This window comes from Paractinoplanes brasiliensis (assembly GCF_004362215.1).
Taxonomy (GTDB): Bacteria; Actinomycetota; Actinomycetes; order Mycobacteriales; family Micromonosporaceae; genus Actinoplanes; species Actinoplanes brasiliensis.
This window is the reverse complement of the sequence record NZ_SNWR01000001.1, coordinates 3,186,706-3,204,055: the sequence shown is the minus strand read 5'-3', so window position 1 is coordinate 3,204,055 and position 17,350 is coordinate 3,186,706. Positions and strand designations below refer to the sequence as shown.

Below are 17,350 nucleotides of genomic sequence, written 5' to 3'. Positions count from 1 at the left end.
AACCAGCCCGCGACAACCCCGTGGCGGGGGTAACCGACAGGAAACTCAGTCAGTGCCGATCATGATGCGGTCGAGCGTGGCCGGTCGGCCGGAGCCGCAGTCGACCGGGGTTTTGCCGGGTGTGATGCGGGCCTGCACGTGGTCGCCCTTGGCGATCGGCACCGACTTCTTGGAGTAGACCGACCATGCCACGCCGTCCTCGCTCAGCAGCCCGTAGCAGGGGCCGCCGCCACCCTTGGTGACGGTGGCGGTGATGGAGCCGACACGCAGCGCGGAGAGATCGGGCGAGGCGATGGCCGCGGGGCGGCTGGGCGGCGGCAGGGGAGAGGCCTCGCTGTCGGCGGGCTGGCCGGCCGGTACGGGATTGTCGGCAGCGCCGGGCGGCGTGGCACCGGGCTCGGCCGAGGGCGCGGAGCCGGGGAGGACGATGCCGTTCGCCGCAGCGGGTTCGTCGTCAGAACAGCCGCTGACCAGCAGCAACACCAGCACCAGCGCGCCGGTGGCGCCTGCGGTGGACCTGAACATGACGTGTACCCCCGTGACCCGATCTCACGGCCGTACACGACCGCGGCGCAAAGCGTAACGGTTTCACGTCCCGTACGGGGGTCCGGAGCCCGGCGAAAGCCGCCGGGCCCCGTCATGACGTCGTCAGTCCTCGGACTTGCCGGTGTTCATGCCCTTCGAGATCAGCTCCATCACCGCGGAGTCCTGCAGCGTGGTGACGTCACCGAGCGAGCGGTTCTCGGCCACGTCCTTGAGCAGGCGGCGCATGATCTTGCCGGAGCGGGTCTTGGGCAGCTCGGGCACGAGCATGATCTGGCGGGGCTTGGCGATCGGCCCGAGCGTCTTGGACACGTGATTGCGCAGGTCGACGGTGAGCTGCTCGCCCGCGTCGCCCTCGGTGTCCACGCTGCCGCGCGGGATCACGAACGCCACGATCGCCTGACCGGTCGTGGGGTCGGTCGCGCCGACCACGGCTGCCTCGGCCACCGACGGGTGCGAGACCAGCGCCGACTCCACCTCGGTGGTCGAGATGTTGTGACCCGAGACCAGCATGACGTCGTCGACCCGGCCGAGCAGCCAGAGCGCGCCGTCCTCGTCCTTCTTGGCGCCGTCGCCGGCGAAGTAGATCCAGTCGTCGCCCGTGCCGGCGCCCGCGCCGAAGCGGGACCAGTACGTGTCGATGAAGCGCTTGTCGTCGCCCCAGATGGTGCGGAGCATCGACGGCCACGGGTCACGCAGCACCAGGAACCCGCCGCCGCCGTTTGGCACCGACTGCGCCTGGTCGTCCACGACGTCGGCGGCGATGCCCGGCAGCGCCGTCATGGCGGAGCCGGGCTTGGTCGCTGTCACACCGGGCAGCGGCGAGATCATCACGCCACCGGTCTCGGTCTGCCACCAGGTGTCGACGATCGGGGTGCGGTTGCGGCCGATGTTCTCCCGGTACCACATCCAGGCCTCGGGGTTGATCGGCTCGCCGACGCTGCCCAGCACGCGCAGCGAGGACAGGTCGTACCCGGCAGGGATGTCGTCGCCCCACTTCATCATCGTGCGGATCAGGGTTGGCGCGGTGTAGAGGATCGACACCTTGTACTTGTCGACGATCTGCCAGAAGCGGTCGCGGCCGGGCGTGTCCGGCGTGCCCTCGTACATGATCTGGGTGGCGCCGTTGGAGAGCGGGCCGTAGACGATGTAGGAGTGGCCGGTGACCCAGCCGATGTCGGCCGTGCACCAGTAGACGTCGGTCTCGGGCTTGAGGTCGAAGACCGCGTTGTGCGTGTACGAGACCTGGGTCAGGTAACCGCCGGTGGTGTGCAGGATGCCCTTGGGCTTACCGGTCGTGCCCGAGGTGTAGAGGATGAACAGCGGGTGCTCGGCGTCGAACGGCTGCGCCTTGTGTTCCGTGCCGGCCTGCTCGACCGTCTCGTGCCACCACTTGTCCTTGTCGGTCCACGCGACTTCCTGGCCGGTGCGGCGCACGACGAGCACGTTCTCGATCGTCGGGCACTGCGCGACGGCCTCGTCGACGGTGGGCTTGAGCGCCGACGGCTTGCCGCGCCGATAACCGCCGTCGGCCGTGATGACGAGCTTGGCGTCAGCGTCCTGGATACGGGTTGAAAGCGCCGCGACGGAGAAGCCGCCGAAGACGACGCTGTGGGTGGCGCCGATGCGGGCACAAGCCAGCATCGCGACCGCGGCCTCGGGAATCATCGGCATGTAGATGGCGACCCGGTCGCCGGCGCCGACACCCAGCTCGGTCAGAGTGTTGGCGGCCTGGCTGACCAGCTTGAGCAGCTCGGCGTAGGTGATCGTGCGGGTGTCGCCGGGCTCGCCCTCCCAGTGGATGGCGACCTTGTCACCGAGGCCGGCCTCGACGTGCCGGTCGACGCAGTTGTAGGCGACGTTGAGCTCGCCGCCGACGAACCACTTCGCGAACGGCGGGTTGGACCAGTCGAGGACCTGGTCCCACGTCTTGCTCCAGGTGAGCCGTTCGGCCTGTTTCGCCCAGAACCCGAGACGGTCGGCGGCCGCCTCGTCGTAGGCCTCCGCCTTGACGTTGGCGGCCGCGGCCAGTGCTTCAGGCGGCGGGAACTGTCGGGTCTCCGTTGACAGGTTCGCCAATGTCTCGCTCATGAGGGCGGCTCCTCTTCACTGCTGACCGGGGCTTCTTTGTTGCACACTAGTTGCGGCGATGGGCACCGGCGAGGCCTGTGGACAACAGAACGCCAGATGGCGTCGTGGCCGCGCCGGATGACCAATACGTGCTTGATGCTGCGCGAATCTTGCCAGTTCCAAGCCGATCTGTGCAGCCCATGTTTCGCTCGGTTTACCGGCTACGGTGTTCCCGTGGATCCTCTAGCGCCCCTTCTTGATCTCGCCGACGTCGCTCCCGCCCTGGCCGAGGCCCGTGAGCGCGTCGACACGGCGATGCGGCACCGGGCTCTGCGCCGGCACGGCGGTCAAGTGGCGGCCGAGGCGAGCCTGCGCGCGGCCGTGGCCAGTGCCGCGCTCGAGGGCAGCGTTCACGACCTCGACGACGTACGCGGGGGTACAGTCACCGATCCGGTCATGCAGGGCGCCCTGCGAGTGGCCGAGGGCGTCGGCGCTCTGGTCGACCTCTGGCCCCGTGCGCCGCGTCAGGTGCTCGCCAAGCTGCACGTGCTGGCCGCCCGGGGCGTGGTGCCCGCGAGCGACCTCGGCCGGCTGACCGGAGAGGCCGAACGGGTCGACATGCTCGCCGGCCTGGTCGCGGGCAACGACAGTACGCCGCCGTTGCTGCTCGCCGCGATCGTGCACGCCGAGCTGATCACCCTGCGCCCGTTCGCCGGTCCGGCCGGGGTGGTGGCCCGGGCCGCCGCCCGCCTGACCCTGATCAGCCGCGGGTTCGACCCCCGGGGTTTGGTCGCCGTCGAAGTGGGGCACCGGGAGCGCGAGCCGGAGTACGTGGGCTCGGCCGGCGCGTACGCCACCGGCACGCCCGACGGGGTGCGTTCCTGGCTGCGGCACTACGCCGAGGCCGTGTCCTTCGGGGCCGGCGAGATCACCGCCATCGGTGACAACGTGCTGGCGACCGTATGACCGATCGTTGACCTGTGCGTCTGTGCGAACAGCCGGGGAACGGAAGGTTCGCTTCTAGACTTCTGTGTTGTGGAGACGTGGGAGCGGCCCTACTCGCCCGGCGCGGGACGTTGGCTGGTCATCGGCTGGGAAGCGTTCGCCCTGGGCCTGCTCGCCTGGAGCTCGGTCGAGACGTTCGAGCTCGGCTGGCACGGCGTGCGCCTGGTGACCTGCGCGCTGGCCGTGATCTGGGTGCTGGGGGCGTACCGGATCATGCAGATGGGCGCCTACGTGAGCCCCGAGGGCCTGCGCCTGCACGGGCTGCTGCGCTCGCGAACCATTCCGTGGGACGCCATCGCCCAGGTGCACCTGCACGAGGCGAGCCATCGGATCGGGCCGTGGAAGGTGCCGGGCGGGTTGACCGTGTTGATCGAGCGGCGTGACGGCTCGACGGTCAACACCGAGCTGTGGGCCCAGGGGGTCGACTTCCACTCACGGCCCAAGCTTTTTCGCGCCGTGTACCACGAACTGCGCAAGCGGCACCTGGCCGCACAGGGCGCCTGACGGCTGATCAGCGGGCGGAAAGGCTAGAGCCGGCGTCCCGCGATGGGGCGCCGGCTGCTGCACGTCCGAGCCGGGTTATCAAGCGTGCACCTGGGTCGTTGTCGACAGTCCGCAAGCCTCGCGGCTCCTCAAATGGAGCCCAGGGGGCCGCGGTCCCGCCGCAACGTGCCTGCCGTGGCTGATCGCGCGTGGGTTCCCGGTGGCCGTGCACGAAATCCGTCGCCTCGTGACCGGAAATCCGGCCTCTCCGCTTCGAACCTCGCCTGTTCTTTCTACGCCCGTCGCCACATGATCGCCAGGGATTCGACCCGGCAAATCTGGCTTTCGGCAGTAGTCAGACCAAAGCCATCCGCGCAGGTCACTGGCACCACGGGACCTTTACTGACCCCGTACGGAATCTCAGGCCGGCGTGCGGGCGCGTCGGTGGCGCGCGTAGATGGCCAGGCCGATGGCGGCGCCCACGCCCACCCCGAGCGCGGCGGCGGCGACCGGCACCGCGGGCCGATCACGCAGGCGCCGGCCCAGCGGGATCGGGTGGCGGAACTCGAGGATGGGCCACTCGTTCTCGGTGGCGGCGCGGCGCAGGCTCCGGTCGGGGTTGACCACGCTCGGGTGCCCGACCGATTCGAGCAGTGGAAGATCGCTGCTGGAGTCGGAATAGGCGTAACAGTCGGCCAGGTCGTAACCGCGTTCGGCGGCCAGCTCCCGCACGCCGATGACCTTGCTCGGGCCGGCCGCGTAGAACTCGACCTCGCCGCTGTAGCGCCCGTCCACGATGCTCATCCGTGTGGCGATGATGTCGGTGATGCCGAGCAGGGCGCCGATCGGACGGACCATCTCATCACCGGAGGCGGAGACCAGCACGACGTCGCGCCCGGCCGCCTGATGCTCGGCGATCAGCGTCGCCGCCTCGGCATAGACGTACGGATTGATCAGTTCTTCGAGCGTCTCGGCCACGATCTGCTGCACCTGCTCGACGCGCCAGCCCTTGCAGAGCGCGGCGAGATAGTCGCGGGTGCGCGCCATCGCCTGCTCGTCTGTCCCGCCGCCCAGCCGGAACATCAGCTGTGCGTAAGCGGATTTGACCATGTCGCGGCGGCTGATCAAGCCGTCACGGTAGAACGGCCGGCCGAAGGCCAGCGCGCTGGACTTGGCGATGACCGTCTTGTCGAGGTCGAAAAACGCGGCACTGAGGCCCACGGGCGGCAAGTGTAGTCGCAAGTGGTTCATCGTCGCCCACCCCGGGATGCCCGGCGGGCGCGCCCGTGACAGCCCGTGAAATCGGTCAGACGGGCAGCAGTATCTCAGTCGGCGACAATCGGTACTCGACTGCGCTGCTTCTGTGAGGCATGCTTGTGCTGTTGCGATCGGGATTCATGTTGTGACGATCGCACTTGGCCGCTCAAAAACCCTCGGTGATTGCGCCCCCCGCGATCACCGAGTCGATTCGGCTCGACCCCCCCGGAGCCGAATCCTCGGACGGCCCCCGTCTCCCCCGACGGGGGTCGTTCCCTATCTCTGCGCGCTGTCAGGCCCCGGTGGCCTGTGCCTGCCCGAGCGGGTCGGCGGCGACCGGGTCACTCAGCCCGAAGAATGCGCACAGACCGGTGACGTCGAGGACGCGGCGGAACGTCGGCGTCGGGTTGACCACGAGGAATCGAGACCCGATCGCGGTGGTCGCCCGATAGCCCTCGATCAGGGCGCCCAAGCCGGTGGAGTCGATGAAGGTCGCCTGCCGCAGGTCGACCCGCACGACCCGGGGGGCAGTAGCGGCGACGGCCTCGCGCAGAAAGCCGGCCAACTCGTCCGCATTCGAGAAATCGATCTCGCCCGCGACGACCACGCTGACATTGCCGTCGGCGTCGAGCGAACGGCTGATCGAGCTTTCCATGCCAACCCCATTGGTCCGTGTCGGACCAACATACCCAACCGAGGCTCCTTCCACTCCCGGCGAAGGACCCGGGTTCTATAGCAGATCAATCAGACGAAACCGCGCTATCCACAGGCCCGGAAGTTGTCCACAGGCCCGGACATCCGTCGTGGACCCACCCGGCTCAGGCCGCGAAGGTGTGCCGCACAACCGCCGCCCCGCGCTGGAGACCGCAGATGCCCGCTGCCCGCCTGCCCCTTGTCGTCACCTCCGACCCCGACTTGCTCGACGACCTGCTGCGTCTCGCCGCCGCCGGTGGCACCGAGATCGACGTGGCGCCCGACCCGGCCGCGGCCCGTCCGCGCTACGGCACCGCACCACTGGTGATGATCGGCGCCGATCAGCTCGACGCGTGCCTGCGCGCCCGACTGGCCCGCCGTTCGCGGGTCGCGGTCGTGAGCCGGGGTGAGGTCACCGAGACGATGTGGACGGCGGCGAACGCGCACGGCGTCGAACACATCGCCGAACTGCCGACCGCCGAGACGTGGGTCGTCGACCGCTTCGCCGAGCAGCTCGACCAGCCGACCGGCCGGGTGCTGGCCGTGATCGGTGGCCGTGGCGGTGCGGGCGCGAGCACGCTGGCGGCCGGGCTGGCCACCACCGCGAGCGGCGCGCGCCGCCGCACCCTGCTGATCGACGCCGACCCCCTCGGCGGCGGGCTCGACCTGGTGTTCGGGTGGGAACGTCGCGACGGTTTGCGCTGGTCGGCGCTGGCGGAAGCCGGTGGCCGGGTCGATCCGCCCACCCTGCTGGAGGCGTTGCCGCATCACGGCGACCTGGTCGTGCTCTCGTTCGACCGCGAGGGGACGCCGCTCGTGCCGCCCGAGGCGATGGGCGCGACGATCGACGCCGGCCGTCGCGCCCGTGAAGTGATCGTGGTCGACCTGCCTCGCCGGCTCGACGACGCCGGCGTGCTGGCGCTCGAGTGCGCCGACCAGGCCGTGCTGCTGGTGCCGGCCGAGGTGCGTGCGGCGGCCGCGGCGGCTCGGATAGCCCGCACGGTGCAGACCCATCGCCGGGAGCTGTCGCTCGTGGTGCGCGGGCCCGCACCGGGCAAGCTGCGGCCGCGCGAGATCTCCGCCGCGCTCGGGCTGCCGCTGATCGGCACGCTGCGACCCGAACCGGCGATCAGCCAGGGCGCCGAACGCGGGTTGCCGCCGGCCGCCGAGGGCAAAGGGCCGCTGGCCGACCTGTGCCGGCGACTGATCGGCGACCTGCTGGGTGACACGTCCTCGGCGGTGGCGGCGTGACGGCGTACCCGGGGCTGGGTAGCCGGCTCGCGGCCTCGGCCCCGGCGGTGGCCGACCGGGTGCGCCACCGGTTTGCCGTCGACGGTGGGGAGGCGACACCCGCGGCGGTGGTGCACGCCGTACGCAGCGAGTCCGACGCCGCGGCCCTGGGCGACACGGCCGTGCTGCGCCTGGCCGACCGCGTGCACGACCAGCTGGTGGGCGCGGGCCCGCTGGCGCCGCTGCTCGCCGATCAGCAGGTGACCGACGTGCTGGTCAACGGGCTGGCAGTGTGGGTCGACCGGGGCGCCGGGCTGCGGCGGGCGCCGATCGTGCTGGGGACCCTCGAGGAGGTGCGCCGGCTGGCCCAGCGGCTCGCGGCGGCCTGCGGGCGGCGGCTCGACGACGGCCAGCCGTATGCGGACGCCCGCCTGCCCGACGGCACTCGCCTGCACGCGGTCCTGCCGCCGGTCGCGACCGACGGGCCCTACCTGTCGCTGCGTACCTTCCGTCAGCGGCCGTTCCGCCTGGACGACCTGGTCGAGCAGGGCACCGTTCCGCCGACGGTCGCGCCGGTGCTCGAGGCCGTGGTCGCGGCCCGGCTCGCCTACCTGGTCGTCGGGGGCACCGGCAGCGGCAAGACCACCCTGCTGGCCACGCTGCTGGGAATGGTGCCGGCGACCGAGCGGATCGTGCTCGTCGAGGACGCGGCCGAGCTCCGGCCCCTGCATCCGCACGTGGTCGCCCTGCAGGCCCGCACCGCGAACGTCGAGGGGGCGGGCGCGATCGGGCTGACCGACCTGGTGCGGCAGGCGCTGCGCATGCGACCCGACCGGTTGGTGGTGGGGGAGTGCCGCGGAGCCGAGATCGTCGACCTGCTCGGCGCGCTCAACACCGGCCACGACGGCGGGGCGGGCACGCTGCACGCCAACACTCCGGGCGACGTGCCGGCCCGGCTCGAGGCGCTCGGGCTGCTCGGAGGACTGCCGCGGGCCGCGCTGCACGCCCAGGTGGTGGCGGCATTGCAGGTCGTGCTGCAGGTCCGGCGTACGGATCGGGGACGCGTGCTCGAATCGGTGAGCGTGTTGCTGCCCTCGGGGGAGCAACGGCTCGCCACCGTGGTGCCGGCCTGGCAGCGGCTGCGCGGGGCAGGGCCGGGCTCGGGGGCGCTGGCCCGGATGCTGGCCGTACGCGGGGTGGCCGTGCCCGCGGTACTCACCCCGCCGGTGGTCGCACCGCTTGCCCCGCCGCTCGTTCCGCCGCTCGTCCCGCCGGTGGTGGCGCCATGAACTGGGGGCCGGTGCTGTTTGTCGCCGGGGCGTTGGCCGTCGTGCTGCCGCTCGGACGGGTGCGGGTTCCGCGGATGTCCTTTGTAGCCGTCGCGCGCCGTGCGGTCGTCGTCGCCGGGCAGTCGCCACGGCAAGCGCTGATCGCCGGCGTGGTGGCATCGGCGGTGCTCGGGCTGCTCGTGGGCGGGCCGGTCGCCGCGGCGATGATCGGGGCCTACGCGGCGCTCGGCGGGCGCGCGCTGCTGCGACGTTCACAGCGTCGCCGGGCCGCGTTGGAACGAACTGCGGCATTGGATGCGCTGGGCGCGCTCGCCGCCGATCTGCGGGCCGGGTTGCCGCCCGTCGCCTCGCAACCGGTCGGCCAGGGGCACCGGCTGCGACGGTTGACGGCCTCGGTGTGGCGCCTCGCCGAGCGGACGGGCGCCCCGGCCGCCGACCTCGTGGAGCGGATCGAGGCCGACGGGCGCGCTGCCGACCGCGCGGGGGCCTCGGCCTCGGCCCAGGCAGCCGGGGCTCAGGCGACGGCCCTGTTGCTGGCGGCGCTGCCGGCGGCGGGCATCGGGATGGGCGCGATGATGGGCGCCGATCCGCTGCGGGTGCTGCTGCACACGCCTCTCGGCGCGGCCTGTGGGCTCGTGGCGGTGGTGTTGCAGACGGCCGGCCTGCTCTGGGCGGAACGTCTCATCGGCGGGGTCACCCAATGATCGCCCGGTTTGATGTGCGGCGTGGCCCGGTGGTCGCCTGGGTTGATGTGCGGGGTCACCCAACGATCGCCCGGTTTGATGTGCGGCGTGGCCCGGTGGTCGCCTGGGTTGATGTGCGGGGTGGCCCGGTGGTCCCCGGGCTTGACCGGCGGGGTGGCCCGGGGGTCGCGCTGGTGATCGGCGGGGTGGCTCGATGACCGCGTTGCTGATCGTGGCGGCGGCGCTGGCCCTGGTGGTGACGCCGGTGGCAGGTCGGCGGCGGCTGAGTTTCCTGCGTCCGGCTGTGCCCGAGCGGTCGGCTTCCGGCGGGCGGCGGATGCGGATCCTGCTGGCGGTTGGGGCCGGGGTGGCCGTCACCGGGTTCTTCGGCACCTGGTGGGGCGCGGTGCTCGGGATCGTCGGGGGCGTCGGGGCCGAGCGCTACCTGCGACGGCGCGAGCCCGCCCGGGTCCGGCACGAACGCCGGGCCGCCGCGGCCGACTTGCCTCTGGGAGCCGACCTGCTGGCTGCGGCGTTGCGGGCGGGAGCGCCCGTCGACGGGGCGGCGGCCGCTGTCGCGGACGCGCTCGACGGGCCGTTGGGGACGCGACTGCGCCGGACGGCTCGATCGCTGGCGCTCGGTGCGGCCCCGGCCGAGGCGTGGGGGCACCTCGACGGCGTTCCGGGGGCCGAGCGGCTGGTGGCGGCGGCCGTGCGCACCAGCACCAGCGGCGGCGCGCTGGCCAAGGCGCTGGGTCGGCTCGCCGATGACCTGCGGGCCGACCGGGCGGTCGCGGTAGAGGCGGCGGCGCAGCGGGCCGCCGTGCTGATCGTGTTGCCGCTCGGGCTGTGCTTCCTGCCCGCCTTCCTGCTTGCCGGGCTCGTCCCGGTGCTGATCGCGGTCCTCGGGGATGTGCTCTGACCCGGGACCACCGGACCGGCCGCGGGCCGGTCGTCCATCACAACTGAAGGAGAACCACGTGCGCAAACTGATCGCGAACTTCGCCCGGCTGCGGGCCGAGGCGGCGGACGCCGGCATGAACACGGCCGAGTACGCCGTCGGGACCCTGGCGGCGGTCGCGTTCGCCGGTGTCCTCTACAAGGTGCTGACGGGCGCGAGCGTGACGGCCGCGCTGACCGGCATCGTCGCCCGGGCGCTGAAGTGAGCCCGCGCCGGCGGCCCGGCCGTGACCGGGGAGCGTTCACCGCCGAACTCGCGGTCGGGTTGCCGGCGCTCATCCTGCTGCTCATGGCCGGCCTGGCGGCGGTGTCTGCCGTGGCGGCCAAGGGCCAATGCCTGGATGCCGCCCGCGAAGCCGCCCTGGCCGAGGCCCGTGGGGACTCGGGGGCCGAGGCGGGCGCCCGGGTTGCCCCGCCTGGCGCCGCCGTCGAGGTGAGCGGCGATGCCGACATCGTGAGGGTGCGCGTGCGGGCACGCCTCCAGCTGCTAGGCACGCAGCTACCGGCGGTCGCCGTCGAGGGTTCGGCCACCGCCGCCCGCGAGCCGGAGCCGGTGTTGTGAGGGGAGCTTCGGCGAGGGATCGCGGAGCGGCCACGATCCTTGTGCTGGCCATCGGCTTGACCTTGGTGGCGGCGGGTGTCTTCGGCGCGGGCGTCGGCGCCGCCCGGGTGGGCCGTCACCAGGCTCGAGCGGCCGCCGACCTGGGGGCGCTGGCCGGTGGAGCGAAGGCCGTCTTCGGCGCCGAGGTCGCGTGCCCCCGGGCGGCCCAGTTCGTCGGGGCCAACCGCGGCCGCCTGACGTCCTGCGTCGTCGAGGGCCTGGAGATCGTCGTCCGAGTTGAGGTCGACGTCCGCGTCGCTCTTGGCTTGACCCTCACGGCCGTGGCCACCGCCCGAGCCGGTCCGGTCTACGCCCTACCGCTCTGACCTTCGGCCGAACAGGGGAGCGGGCTGGCCACTCTGCCCGGCGGTCGGGCGGGGTGCCGGTGGGCTGCTTCCGCCCGGCGGTCGGGTGGGGGTGCCGGTGGGCTGCTTCTGTCCGGCGGTCGGGTTGGGGTGCCCGCAGGCTGCTTCTGTCCGGCGGTCGGGTGGGGGTGCCCGTGGGCTGCTTCTGCACGGTGGTCGGGAGGGGTGCCGGCGCTGCGCTCTGCGAGGCGGGCGGGTTGGGGGCGCGTCAAGGGGCGAGATGCCCGTGACAGTGAGGGGTCACCGGGGCAGGGCTGAGGCTTCGCCGGCGTGGGTGGTGAGGGCGGTCAGGACGGTGTCGAGGACCTGGACGGCGCCGGGCTTGTGGAGGGGGTTGTTGCCGTTGCCGCACTTGGGGGACTGGACGCACGCCGGGCAGCCGGCTTCGCAGGCGCACGCGGCGATGGCCTCCCGCGTTGCTGCGAGCCAGGCGGCGGCGACGGCGTAGGCGCGTTCGGCGAAACCTGCGCCTCCGGGGTGGCCGTCGTAGACGAAGACGGTCGGGGCCTCGGTGTCGACGTGGTTGGCCGTGGACAGGCCGCCGATGTCCCAGCGGTCGCAGGTGGCCATCAGCGGGAGCAGGCCGATCGCGGCGTGTTCGGCGGCGTGCAGGGCGCCGGGGACGTCGGGTGGTTCGACGCCGGCCTGGTCGAGGGAGCGCGGCGCGATCGTGAACCAGACCGCCACAGTGCGGAGGGTGCGTACGGGCAGGTCCAGGGGTTTGGTGTCGATCACCTCGCCGGTGGTGATGCGGCGGCGCTGGTAGGAGACGACCTGGCTGGTCACCTCGACCTCGCCGAGGAACAGGCCTACCGGGCCCGCGTCCACGTGCTCGCGGACGCCCAGCACCTCCACGTCGGTGACGTCGCGGGCCTGGGTCGTCCAGTCCGGCTCCTCGTGGTGCACCAGGGCGATCGCATCGTCCAGGTCGAGCTCGTCGACCAGGTACGTCACGCCCTGGTGCAGGTAGACAGCGCCCGTGTGCAGCATGACGTGGGATGACGTCTGGTCGACAGTGCCCAGCAGGCGGCCGGTCGACGACTCCACGACCGAGACCGGGGCGCCGCCCGCTCCGCGCAGGTCGACGTCGGGGCGGCCGGGATGGGTCCAGTACCAGCCCGACGGCCTTTTCCGCAGCGCGCCCGAGGCGGTCAACCCGTCCACGGCCGCGCGGGACGAGTCGCCGAACAGGGACAGGTCGTCGACCGTCAAGGGAGCTTCCGAGGCGGCGCAACACAGCTGTGGGCCCAGCACGTACGGGTTGGTCGGGTCGAGCACTGTCATCTCGACCGGCCGGCCGAACAGCGCCGACGGGTGGTGCACGAGGTAGGTGTCGAGCGGATCGTCCCGCGCGATCAGCACCGCCAGCGCCGAGCCGCCGTCACGCCCGGCCCGCCCGGCCTGCTGCCAGAGCGACGCCCGGGTGCCCGGGTAGCCGCAGATCAGCACCGCGTCCAGCCCGACCAGGTCGACACCCAGTTCCAGCGCGTTGGTGGAGGCCAGCGCGAGCAGCTCACCCGAGAGCAGTGACTGCTCGATGCGCCGGCGGTCCTCCTTGAGGTAACCGGCCCGGTAAGCCGCGACGCGGTCGCCCAGGCCCGGCACCGCCTCGTCGAGCGAGCGCCGGGTCATCGTCGCGACCACCTCGGCCCCGCGGCGCGAGCGGACGAAGGCCAGGGTGCGCGTGCCCGCCACCACGGCGTCGGCGAGCAGGTCGGACGTCTCGCTCAGGGCGGACCGGCGTACGGGGGGAAGGTCTGGCTCCTCGGGGGGAAGCAGGGGCGGCTCCCACAGCGCGAACGTGGTCGCACCCCGCGGCGATGTGTCCTCGGTCACGGCGGTCACGGGCAGGCCGATCAGGCGCGAGGCGGCGTCGGCGGGATCACCGGACGTGGCCGAGGCCAGCACGAAGGTAGGGGAACCGCCGTATCGGGCCGCCAGCCGCCGCAGCCGGCGCAGCACGTGCGAGACGTGCGAGCCGAACACGCCCCGGTAGGCGTGGCACTCGTCGATCACCACGTACGCCAGGCGGCGCAGGAACGTGGCACAGCGCGCGTGGCCGGGCAGCATGCCGTGGTGCAGCATGTCGGGGTTCGTGAGCACCAGCCGGGAGTGCTGCCGGATCCACTCGCGTTCCTCGCGGGAGGTGTCGCCGTCGTACGTGGCCGGCCGGACCCCGTCGAGACCGAGCTTGACCACCGCGCGCAGCTGGTCGGCGGCCAGGGCCTTGGTCGGCGAGAGGTAGAGCGCCGTCGCGCGCGGGTCGTCGAGCAGCCTGGTCAGCACCGGCAGCTGATAGGCCAGCGACTTGCCCGAGGCGGTGCCGGTCGCCACCACGACATGGGTGCCCTGTGCGGCCAGCGACGCAGCAGTGGCCTGGTGTTCCCAGGGCTGGGCGATCCCGTGCGCGCCGAGGGCGGTGACCACGTCCGGCGAGACCCACGCGGGCCAGGGAGCGGTTTTCCCCGTACGGGCGGGAATCTCCTCGATGTGGGTAATGGGGGAGTCGTCCGCCGTGGTGCGGGCCCGCAGCCGGTGCAGCAGTTCGGCGGGGCTGTGGGCGGTCGACGTCACGCGGGCCACTGTGACACCTGAATGGCGGGAACCTCAAACGGGTAGCACGGTGGAGCCGGACGGCGGCCGATTGCCGGTCGATGGTTAGATTCGCTGGGGAGATCGGCCGTCAGTCAGCGGGCCCCGGCAGGGAGGAGGAGCGATGGAGCTGTCCCTTGCGACCCGTACCGTCGCCGAGCACACGGTGCTCGAGGTGGGCGGCGAGGTCGACGTCTACACCGCCCCGAGGCTGCGCGAGCGCCTCGTGGAGCTGGTCGACTCCGGGGTGCGCAGCGTCGTCGTCGACCTCGGCGGGGTGGAGTTTCTCGACTCCACCGGCCTCGGCGTGCTGGTCGGCGCGATGAAGCGGCTGCGTGTGGCGAACGGACGGTTCAGCCTCGTGTGCTCGAAGGAGGCTCTCCTCAAGATCTTCCGGATCACGGCCCTCGATCAGGTGTTCCCGATCTTCCCCACGATCGAGGCGGCCACCGCAGACAGCGACGGCAGCGCGAATTCGTGATGGCGACAGTTCGGCTGTCCTTCTCCCCGGCCCCCGTGCATGTGCGCACCGCCCGGCTGGTCGGTGTCGCCGTGGCCCGGCGCGCCGGAGTCGCCGAGGAACTGCTCGACGAGGTCCGGCTGGCGATCGGCGAGGCCTGCACGCGCGCCGTCGCCCTCCACAACCAGTACGGCCTCCCCGACCTGGTGACCGTCGAGATGTCTGATTCGGACTCTTATTCCGTACGGGTCATCGATCACGCCCCGATCGAGGCGAGCGTGGGCCTGACCAAATTGCCGCCGGACGAGCTGGCCGACGAGTCGCTGACGGACGAGGCGCTCACCACCGGCGTGGGGTTCGCGCTTCTCGCCGGATTTGTCGATGACCTGCAGGTACGCCCGGTTGAGGACGGCCCGGGCACCGAGGTCCGCATGGTGTGGCCGGTCCGCCGACGCTGAACCTGTCCGGATCCGGCCCTCAACAAAATGGACAAATCCGCAACGATATCAACCTCCGTCCATACCCCGTCACGCGCCCGCTAACACAGCGGCGAACATCACCACGACACGGCTGGACTCAGGTGTGACCAGCACCACGATCGGCCGATACAGTACGCGAGTTATCAGCTACTGCTCCTGGTCCCGCGGCCGCGGGACCCAGTTGTCGTCTCCCCTTGAAGAGGGGATGCGCCCGGGTGTGGTCTCGTCCGCCGTAACCGGGCGCGGTCGGTGTACAGGAGGACATTGATGTCCGGGACCTCATTAAGTGGTTCTAACGTCACATTTGTCATCGTCGCCCTGGTCTTCGCGCTCATCGCGTTGGGCTTCGCGGCGATGTTCGTCCAGTCGGTTCTCAAGGCCGGCCGGGGTACCAAGAACATGCAGGAGATCGCCGGAGCCGTCCAAGAGGGCGCCTCGGCCTACCTGTTCCGCCAGTTCAAGACCCTCGCCATCTTCGTGGTGATCGCGGTCGTCCTGCTCTTCCTCCTGCCGGTTCACGAAACCGACAACGAGGTCTGGGTCAAGATCGGGCGCTCGCTGTTCTTCATCGTCGGCGCGGTGTTCAGCTCGTTCATCGGCGGCGCCGGCATGGCGCTGGCGACGCGGGCCAACCTGCGGGTGGCCGCGGCGGCGGGCGAGAGCGGCGGCCGCGAGAAGGCGATGGGGATCGCCTTCCGCACCGGTGGCGTGGTCGGCTTCCTCACCGTCGGCCTGGGCCTGTTCGGTGGCGCCCTGGTCGTGCTGATCTTCCGCAGCGACGCCCCGACCGTGCTCGAGGGCTTCGGCTTCGGCGCCGCGTTGCTCGCCATGTTCATGCGGGTCGGCGGCGGCATCTTCACCAAGGCCGCCGACGTCGGCGCCGACCTGGTCGGCAAGGTCGAGCAGGGCATCCCCGAGGACGACCCGCGCAACGCCGCCACGATCGCCGACAACGTGGGCGACAACGTCGGTGACTGCGCCGGCATGGCGGCCGACCTGTTCGAGTCGTACGCGGTGACCCTGGTGGCCGCCCTGATCCTGGGCCAGGTCGCGTTCGGTCAGGACGGTCTGATCTTCCCGCTGATCGTCTCGACGGTCGGCGTGGTGATCGCCATCCTGGGTGTCTTCATCACCCGCCTGCGTCCGAGCGACCGCAACGGCCTGACCGCCATCAACCGGGCGTTCTACATCTCCGCGGTCATCTCCGCGGTCATCGTCGCCGTGGTCAGCTTCCTCTACCTGCCGTCCACGTTCGCCGGTTTCAACGACGACGGCATCGCCGCGGATGTCCTGGCCAGCGGCCGCGACCCGCGGTGGATCGCGATCGGCGCGGTCGTCATCGGCATCGTGCTGGCCGCCGCCATCCAGGCGCTGACCGGCTACTTCACCGAGACCAATCGTCGTCCGGTGCAGGACATCGGCAAGTCGTCGCAGACCGGCGCGGCCACCGTGGTCCTGGCCGGCATCAGCGTCGGCCTCGAGTCCGCGGTGTACTCGGCGTTGCTGCTCGGCGCCGGTGTGTTCGGCGCGTTCCTGCTGGGTGGCTCGTCGCTCACCCTGTCGCTGTTCGCCGTCGCGCTCGCCGGCACCGGCCTGCTGACCACTGTCGGCGTCATCGTCGCCATGGACACGTTCGGCCCGATCTCGGACAACGCGCAGGGCATCGCCGAGATGTCCGGTGACGTCGACGAGAACGGCGCGCAGATCCTGACCGAGCTCGACGCGGTCGGCAACACGACCAAGGCGATCACCAAGGGCATCGCGATCGCGACCGCCGTGCTCGCCGCGACCGCGCTGTTCGGGTCGTACACCAACAGCCTGGCCACCTCGCTGGAGGACGCCGGCATCGACGCCGGTGAGGTCGGCAACGAGATCCTCGGACTGCTCAACATCGCGAACCCGCGCAACCTCGTCGGCCTGCTGGTCGGCGCGGCCGTCGTGTTCCTCTTCTCCGGGCTGGCCATCAATGCCGTGTCCCGTTCGGCGGGCGCGGTCGTCATGGAGGTCCGCCGCCAGTTCCGCGAGTTCCCCGGCATCATGGACCGCACCCAGCGGCCCGAGTACGGCCGCGTGGTCGACATCTGCACCCGGGACGCGCAGCGTGAGCTGCTCACCCCCGGCCTGCTGGCGATCATGGCCCCGATCGCCGTCGGCTTCGGCCTCGGCGCCGGCGCGCTCGCGTCCTACCTGGCCGGTGCGATCGGCGCCGGCACGCTGATGGCGGTCTTCCTGTCCAACTCCGGTGGGGCCTGGGACAACGCCAAGAAGCTGGTCGAGGACGGCAACTTCGGCGGCAAGGGCTCCGAGGCGCACGCCGCGACGGTCATCGGCGACACCGTCGGCGACCCGTTCAAGGACACCGCGGGCCCGGCCATCAACCCGCTGATCAAGGTGATGAACCTGGTCTCGCTGCTGATCGCCCCGGCCGTCGTGGCCTGGAGCATCGGCGACGACCAGAACAACCCGCTGCGCATCACGATCGCGGTCGTGGCGGCGGCGATCATCGCCGGCGCGGTGGTGTGGAGCAAGCGCAAGCCCATCTCGATGGGCGACGACGCTTCGTCGAGCAACTCCACGCCGACCGAGAAGGTCACCGCCTGAGGTTGCGGATCGAAGGTGCGGGGCACTCGGCGACGCCGG

Annotated in this window: 17 protein-coding genes; 12 read left to right on the top strand and 5 right to left on the bottom strand. The window is 71.6% G+C overall.

All coding sequences use genetic code 11. The annotated features are described in order from the left end of the window. Positions 1-45: 45 nt before the first annotated feature. Both C8E87_RS14275 and acs read right to left on the bottom strand, forming a co-directional pair. The gene (locus C8E87_RS14275) at positions 46-525 is read right to left on the bottom strand and encodes a hypothetical protein (RefSeq protein WP_133873550.1); all 480 of its coding nucleotides are present in this window, start codon (positions 523-525) and stop codon (positions 46-48) included. 123 nt (positions 526-648) lie between these two features. Then, positions 649-2,634, bottom strand: a complete 1,986-nt coding sequence (gene acs, locus C8E87_RS14270; RefSeq protein WP_133873549.1) for an acetate--CoA ligase — start codon at positions 2,632-2,634, stop codon at positions 649-651. Positions 2,635-2,847: 213 nt separating this feature from the next. Here acs and C8E87_RS14265 point away from each other — a divergent pair, with 213 nt between their 5' ends. Continuing rightward, entirely contained in the window at positions 2,848-3,579 is a 732-nt protein-coding gene (locus C8E87_RS14265; protein WP_239080369.1) for a Fic family protein, read from the top strand. A 69-nt stretch (positions 3,580-3,648) separates the two neighbouring features. Further along, positions 3,649-4,122: a PH domain-containing protein gene (locus tag C8E87_RS14260; protein WP_239080370.1), complete on the top strand. Its 474-nt coding sequence runs from the start codon at positions 3,649-3,651 to the stop codon at positions 4,120-4,122. Between the two features lie 399 nt (positions 4,123-4,521). On the opposite strand, the gene C8E87_RS14255 is transcribed toward C8E87_RS14260, so the two are convergent. After that, complete coding sequence (locus C8E87_RS14255) at positions 4,522-5,322, bottom strand: HAD family hydrolase (RefSeq protein ID WP_133873547.1); 801 nt, start codon at positions 5,320-5,322, stop codon at positions 4,522-4,524. 328 nt (positions 5,323-5,650) lie between these two features. After that, the gene (locus C8E87_RS14250; protein WP_133873546.1) at positions 5,651-6,013 is read right to left on the bottom strand and encodes an STAS domain-containing protein; all 363 of its coding nucleotides are present in this window, start codon (positions 6,011-6,013) and stop codon (positions 5,651-5,653) included. Between the two features lie 215 nt (positions 6,014-6,228). Here C8E87_RS14250 and ssd point away from each other — a divergent pair, with 215 nt between their 5' ends. From ssd to C8E87_RS14215, 7 genes are all read left to right on the top strand, one after another. After that, positions 6,229-7,302 carry a septum site-determining protein Ssd gene (gene ssd, locus C8E87_RS14245; protein WP_133873545.1) on the top strand — a complete coding sequence of 358 codons (1,074 nt, stop codon included), beginning with the start codon at positions 6,229-6,231 and terminating at the stop codon, positions 7,300-7,302. Next, entirely contained in the window at positions 7,299-8,570 is a 1,272-nt protein-coding gene (locus C8E87_RS14240) for a TadA family conjugal transfer-associated ATPase (protein WP_438866059.1), read from the top strand. The genes ssd and C8E87_RS14240 overlap by 4 nt, the downstream gene beginning before the upstream one ends. After that, a complete protein-coding gene (locus tag C8E87_RS14235) occupies positions 8,567-9,274 on the top strand; it encodes a hypothetical protein (protein ID WP_243755148.1) in 708 nt (235 codons plus the stop codon). Before C8E87_RS14240 ends, C8E87_RS14235 begins: the two co-directional genes overlap by 4 nt. 316 nt (positions 9,275-9,590) lie before the next feature. Then, positions 9,591-10,175, top strand: coding sequence for a type II secretion system F family protein (locus tag C8E87_RS14230; protein ID WP_239080381.1), 585 nt, complete (start codon positions 9,591-9,593; stop codon positions 10,173-10,175). A gap of 115 nt (positions 10,176-10,290) precedes the next feature. Continuing rightward, positions 10,291-10,419 (top strand): DUF4244 domain-containing protein, encoded by a 129-nt coding sequence (locus tag C8E87_RS14225; protein WP_438866175.1) that lies wholly within the window; start codon positions 10,291-10,293, stop codon positions 10,417-10,419. Further along, positions 10,416-10,775, top strand: coding sequence for a TadE family type IV pilus minor pilin (locus C8E87_RS14220; RefSeq protein WP_133873542.1), 360 nt, complete (start codon positions 10,416-10,418; stop codon positions 10,773-10,775). The genes C8E87_RS14225 and C8E87_RS14220 overlap by 4 nt, the downstream gene beginning before the upstream one ends. Beyond that, a complete protein-coding gene (locus C8E87_RS14215) occupies positions 10,772-11,140 on the top strand; it encodes an Rv3654c family TadE-like protein (RefSeq protein ID WP_133873541.1) in 369 nt (122 codons plus the stop codon). The genes C8E87_RS14220 and C8E87_RS14215 overlap by 4 nt, the downstream gene beginning before the upstream one ends. Before the next feature lie 279 nt (positions 11,141-11,419). Here C8E87_RS14215 and C8E87_RS14210 read toward each other — a convergent pair whose 3' ends face one another. Next, a complete protein-coding gene (locus C8E87_RS14210) occupies positions 11,420-13,753 on the bottom strand; it encodes a DEAD/DEAH box helicase (RefSeq protein WP_438866058.1) in 2,334 nt (777 codons plus the stop codon). A gap of 142 nt (positions 13,754-13,895) precedes the next feature. Here C8E87_RS14210 and C8E87_RS14205 point away from each other — a divergent pair, with 142 nt between their 5' ends. The 3 genes from C8E87_RS14205 (at position 13,896) to C8E87_RS14195 (ending at position 17,311) form a co-directional block, all read left to right on the top strand. After that, positions 13,896-14,252 carry an STAS domain-containing protein gene (locus C8E87_RS14205; RefSeq protein ID WP_133873539.1) on the top strand — a complete coding sequence of 119 codons (357 nt, stop codon included), beginning with the start codon at positions 13,896-13,898 and terminating at the stop codon, positions 14,250-14,252. Beyond that, positions 14,249-14,689, top strand: a complete 441-nt coding sequence (locus C8E87_RS14200; RefSeq protein WP_133873538.1) for an ATP-binding protein — start codon at positions 14,249-14,251, stop codon at positions 14,687-14,689. Before C8E87_RS14205 ends, C8E87_RS14200 begins: the two co-directional genes overlap by 4 nt. A 288-nt stretch (positions 14,690-14,977) precedes the next feature. Further along, the gene (locus C8E87_RS14195) at positions 14,978-17,311 is read left to right on the top strand and encodes a sodium-translocating pyrophosphatase (protein ID WP_133873537.1); all 2,334 of its coding nucleotides are present in this window, start codon (positions 14,978-14,980) and stop codon (positions 17,309-17,311) included. Positions 17,312-17,350: the final 39 nt, after the last annotated feature.

Bases quoted from the DNA above. Each gene is read 5' to 3' on its own strand.
- acs (WP_133873549.1), bottom strand. From the start codon at position 2,634: ATGAGCGAGACATTGGCGAACCTGTCAACGGAGACCCGACAGTTCCCG.
- C8E87_RS14250 (WP_133873546.1), bottom strand. From the start codon at position 6,013: ATGGAAAGCTCGATCAGCCGTTCGCTCGACGCCGACGGCAATGTCAGC.
- C8E87_RS14230 (WP_239080381.1), top strand. From the start codon at position 9,591: ATGCGGATCCTGCTGGCGGTTGGGGCCGGGGTGGCCGTCACCGGGTTC.
- ssd (WP_133873545.1), top strand. From the start codon at position 6,229: ATGCCCGCTGCCCGCCTGCCCCTTGTCGTCACCTCCGACCCCGACTTG.
- C8E87_RS14205 (WP_133873539.1), top strand. From the start codon at position 13,896: ATGGAGCTGTCCCTTGCGACCCGTACCGTCGCCGAGCACACGGTGCTC.
- C8E87_RS14275 (WP_133873550.1), bottom strand. From the start codon at position 525: ATGTTCAGGTCCACCGCAGGCGCCACCGGCGCGCTGGTGCTGGTGTTG.
- C8E87_RS14235 (WP_243755148.1), top strand. From the start codon at position 8,567: ATGAACTGGGGGCCGGTGCTGTTTGTCGCCGGGGCGTTGGCCGTCGTG.
- C8E87_RS14225 (WP_438866175.1), top strand. From the start codon at position 10,291: ATGAACACGGCCGAGTACGCCGTCGGGACCCTGGCGGCGGTCGCGTTC.
- C8E87_RS14195 (WP_133873537.1), top strand. From the start codon at position 14,978: ATGTCCGGGACCTCATTAAGTGGTTCTAACGTCACATTTGTCATCGTC.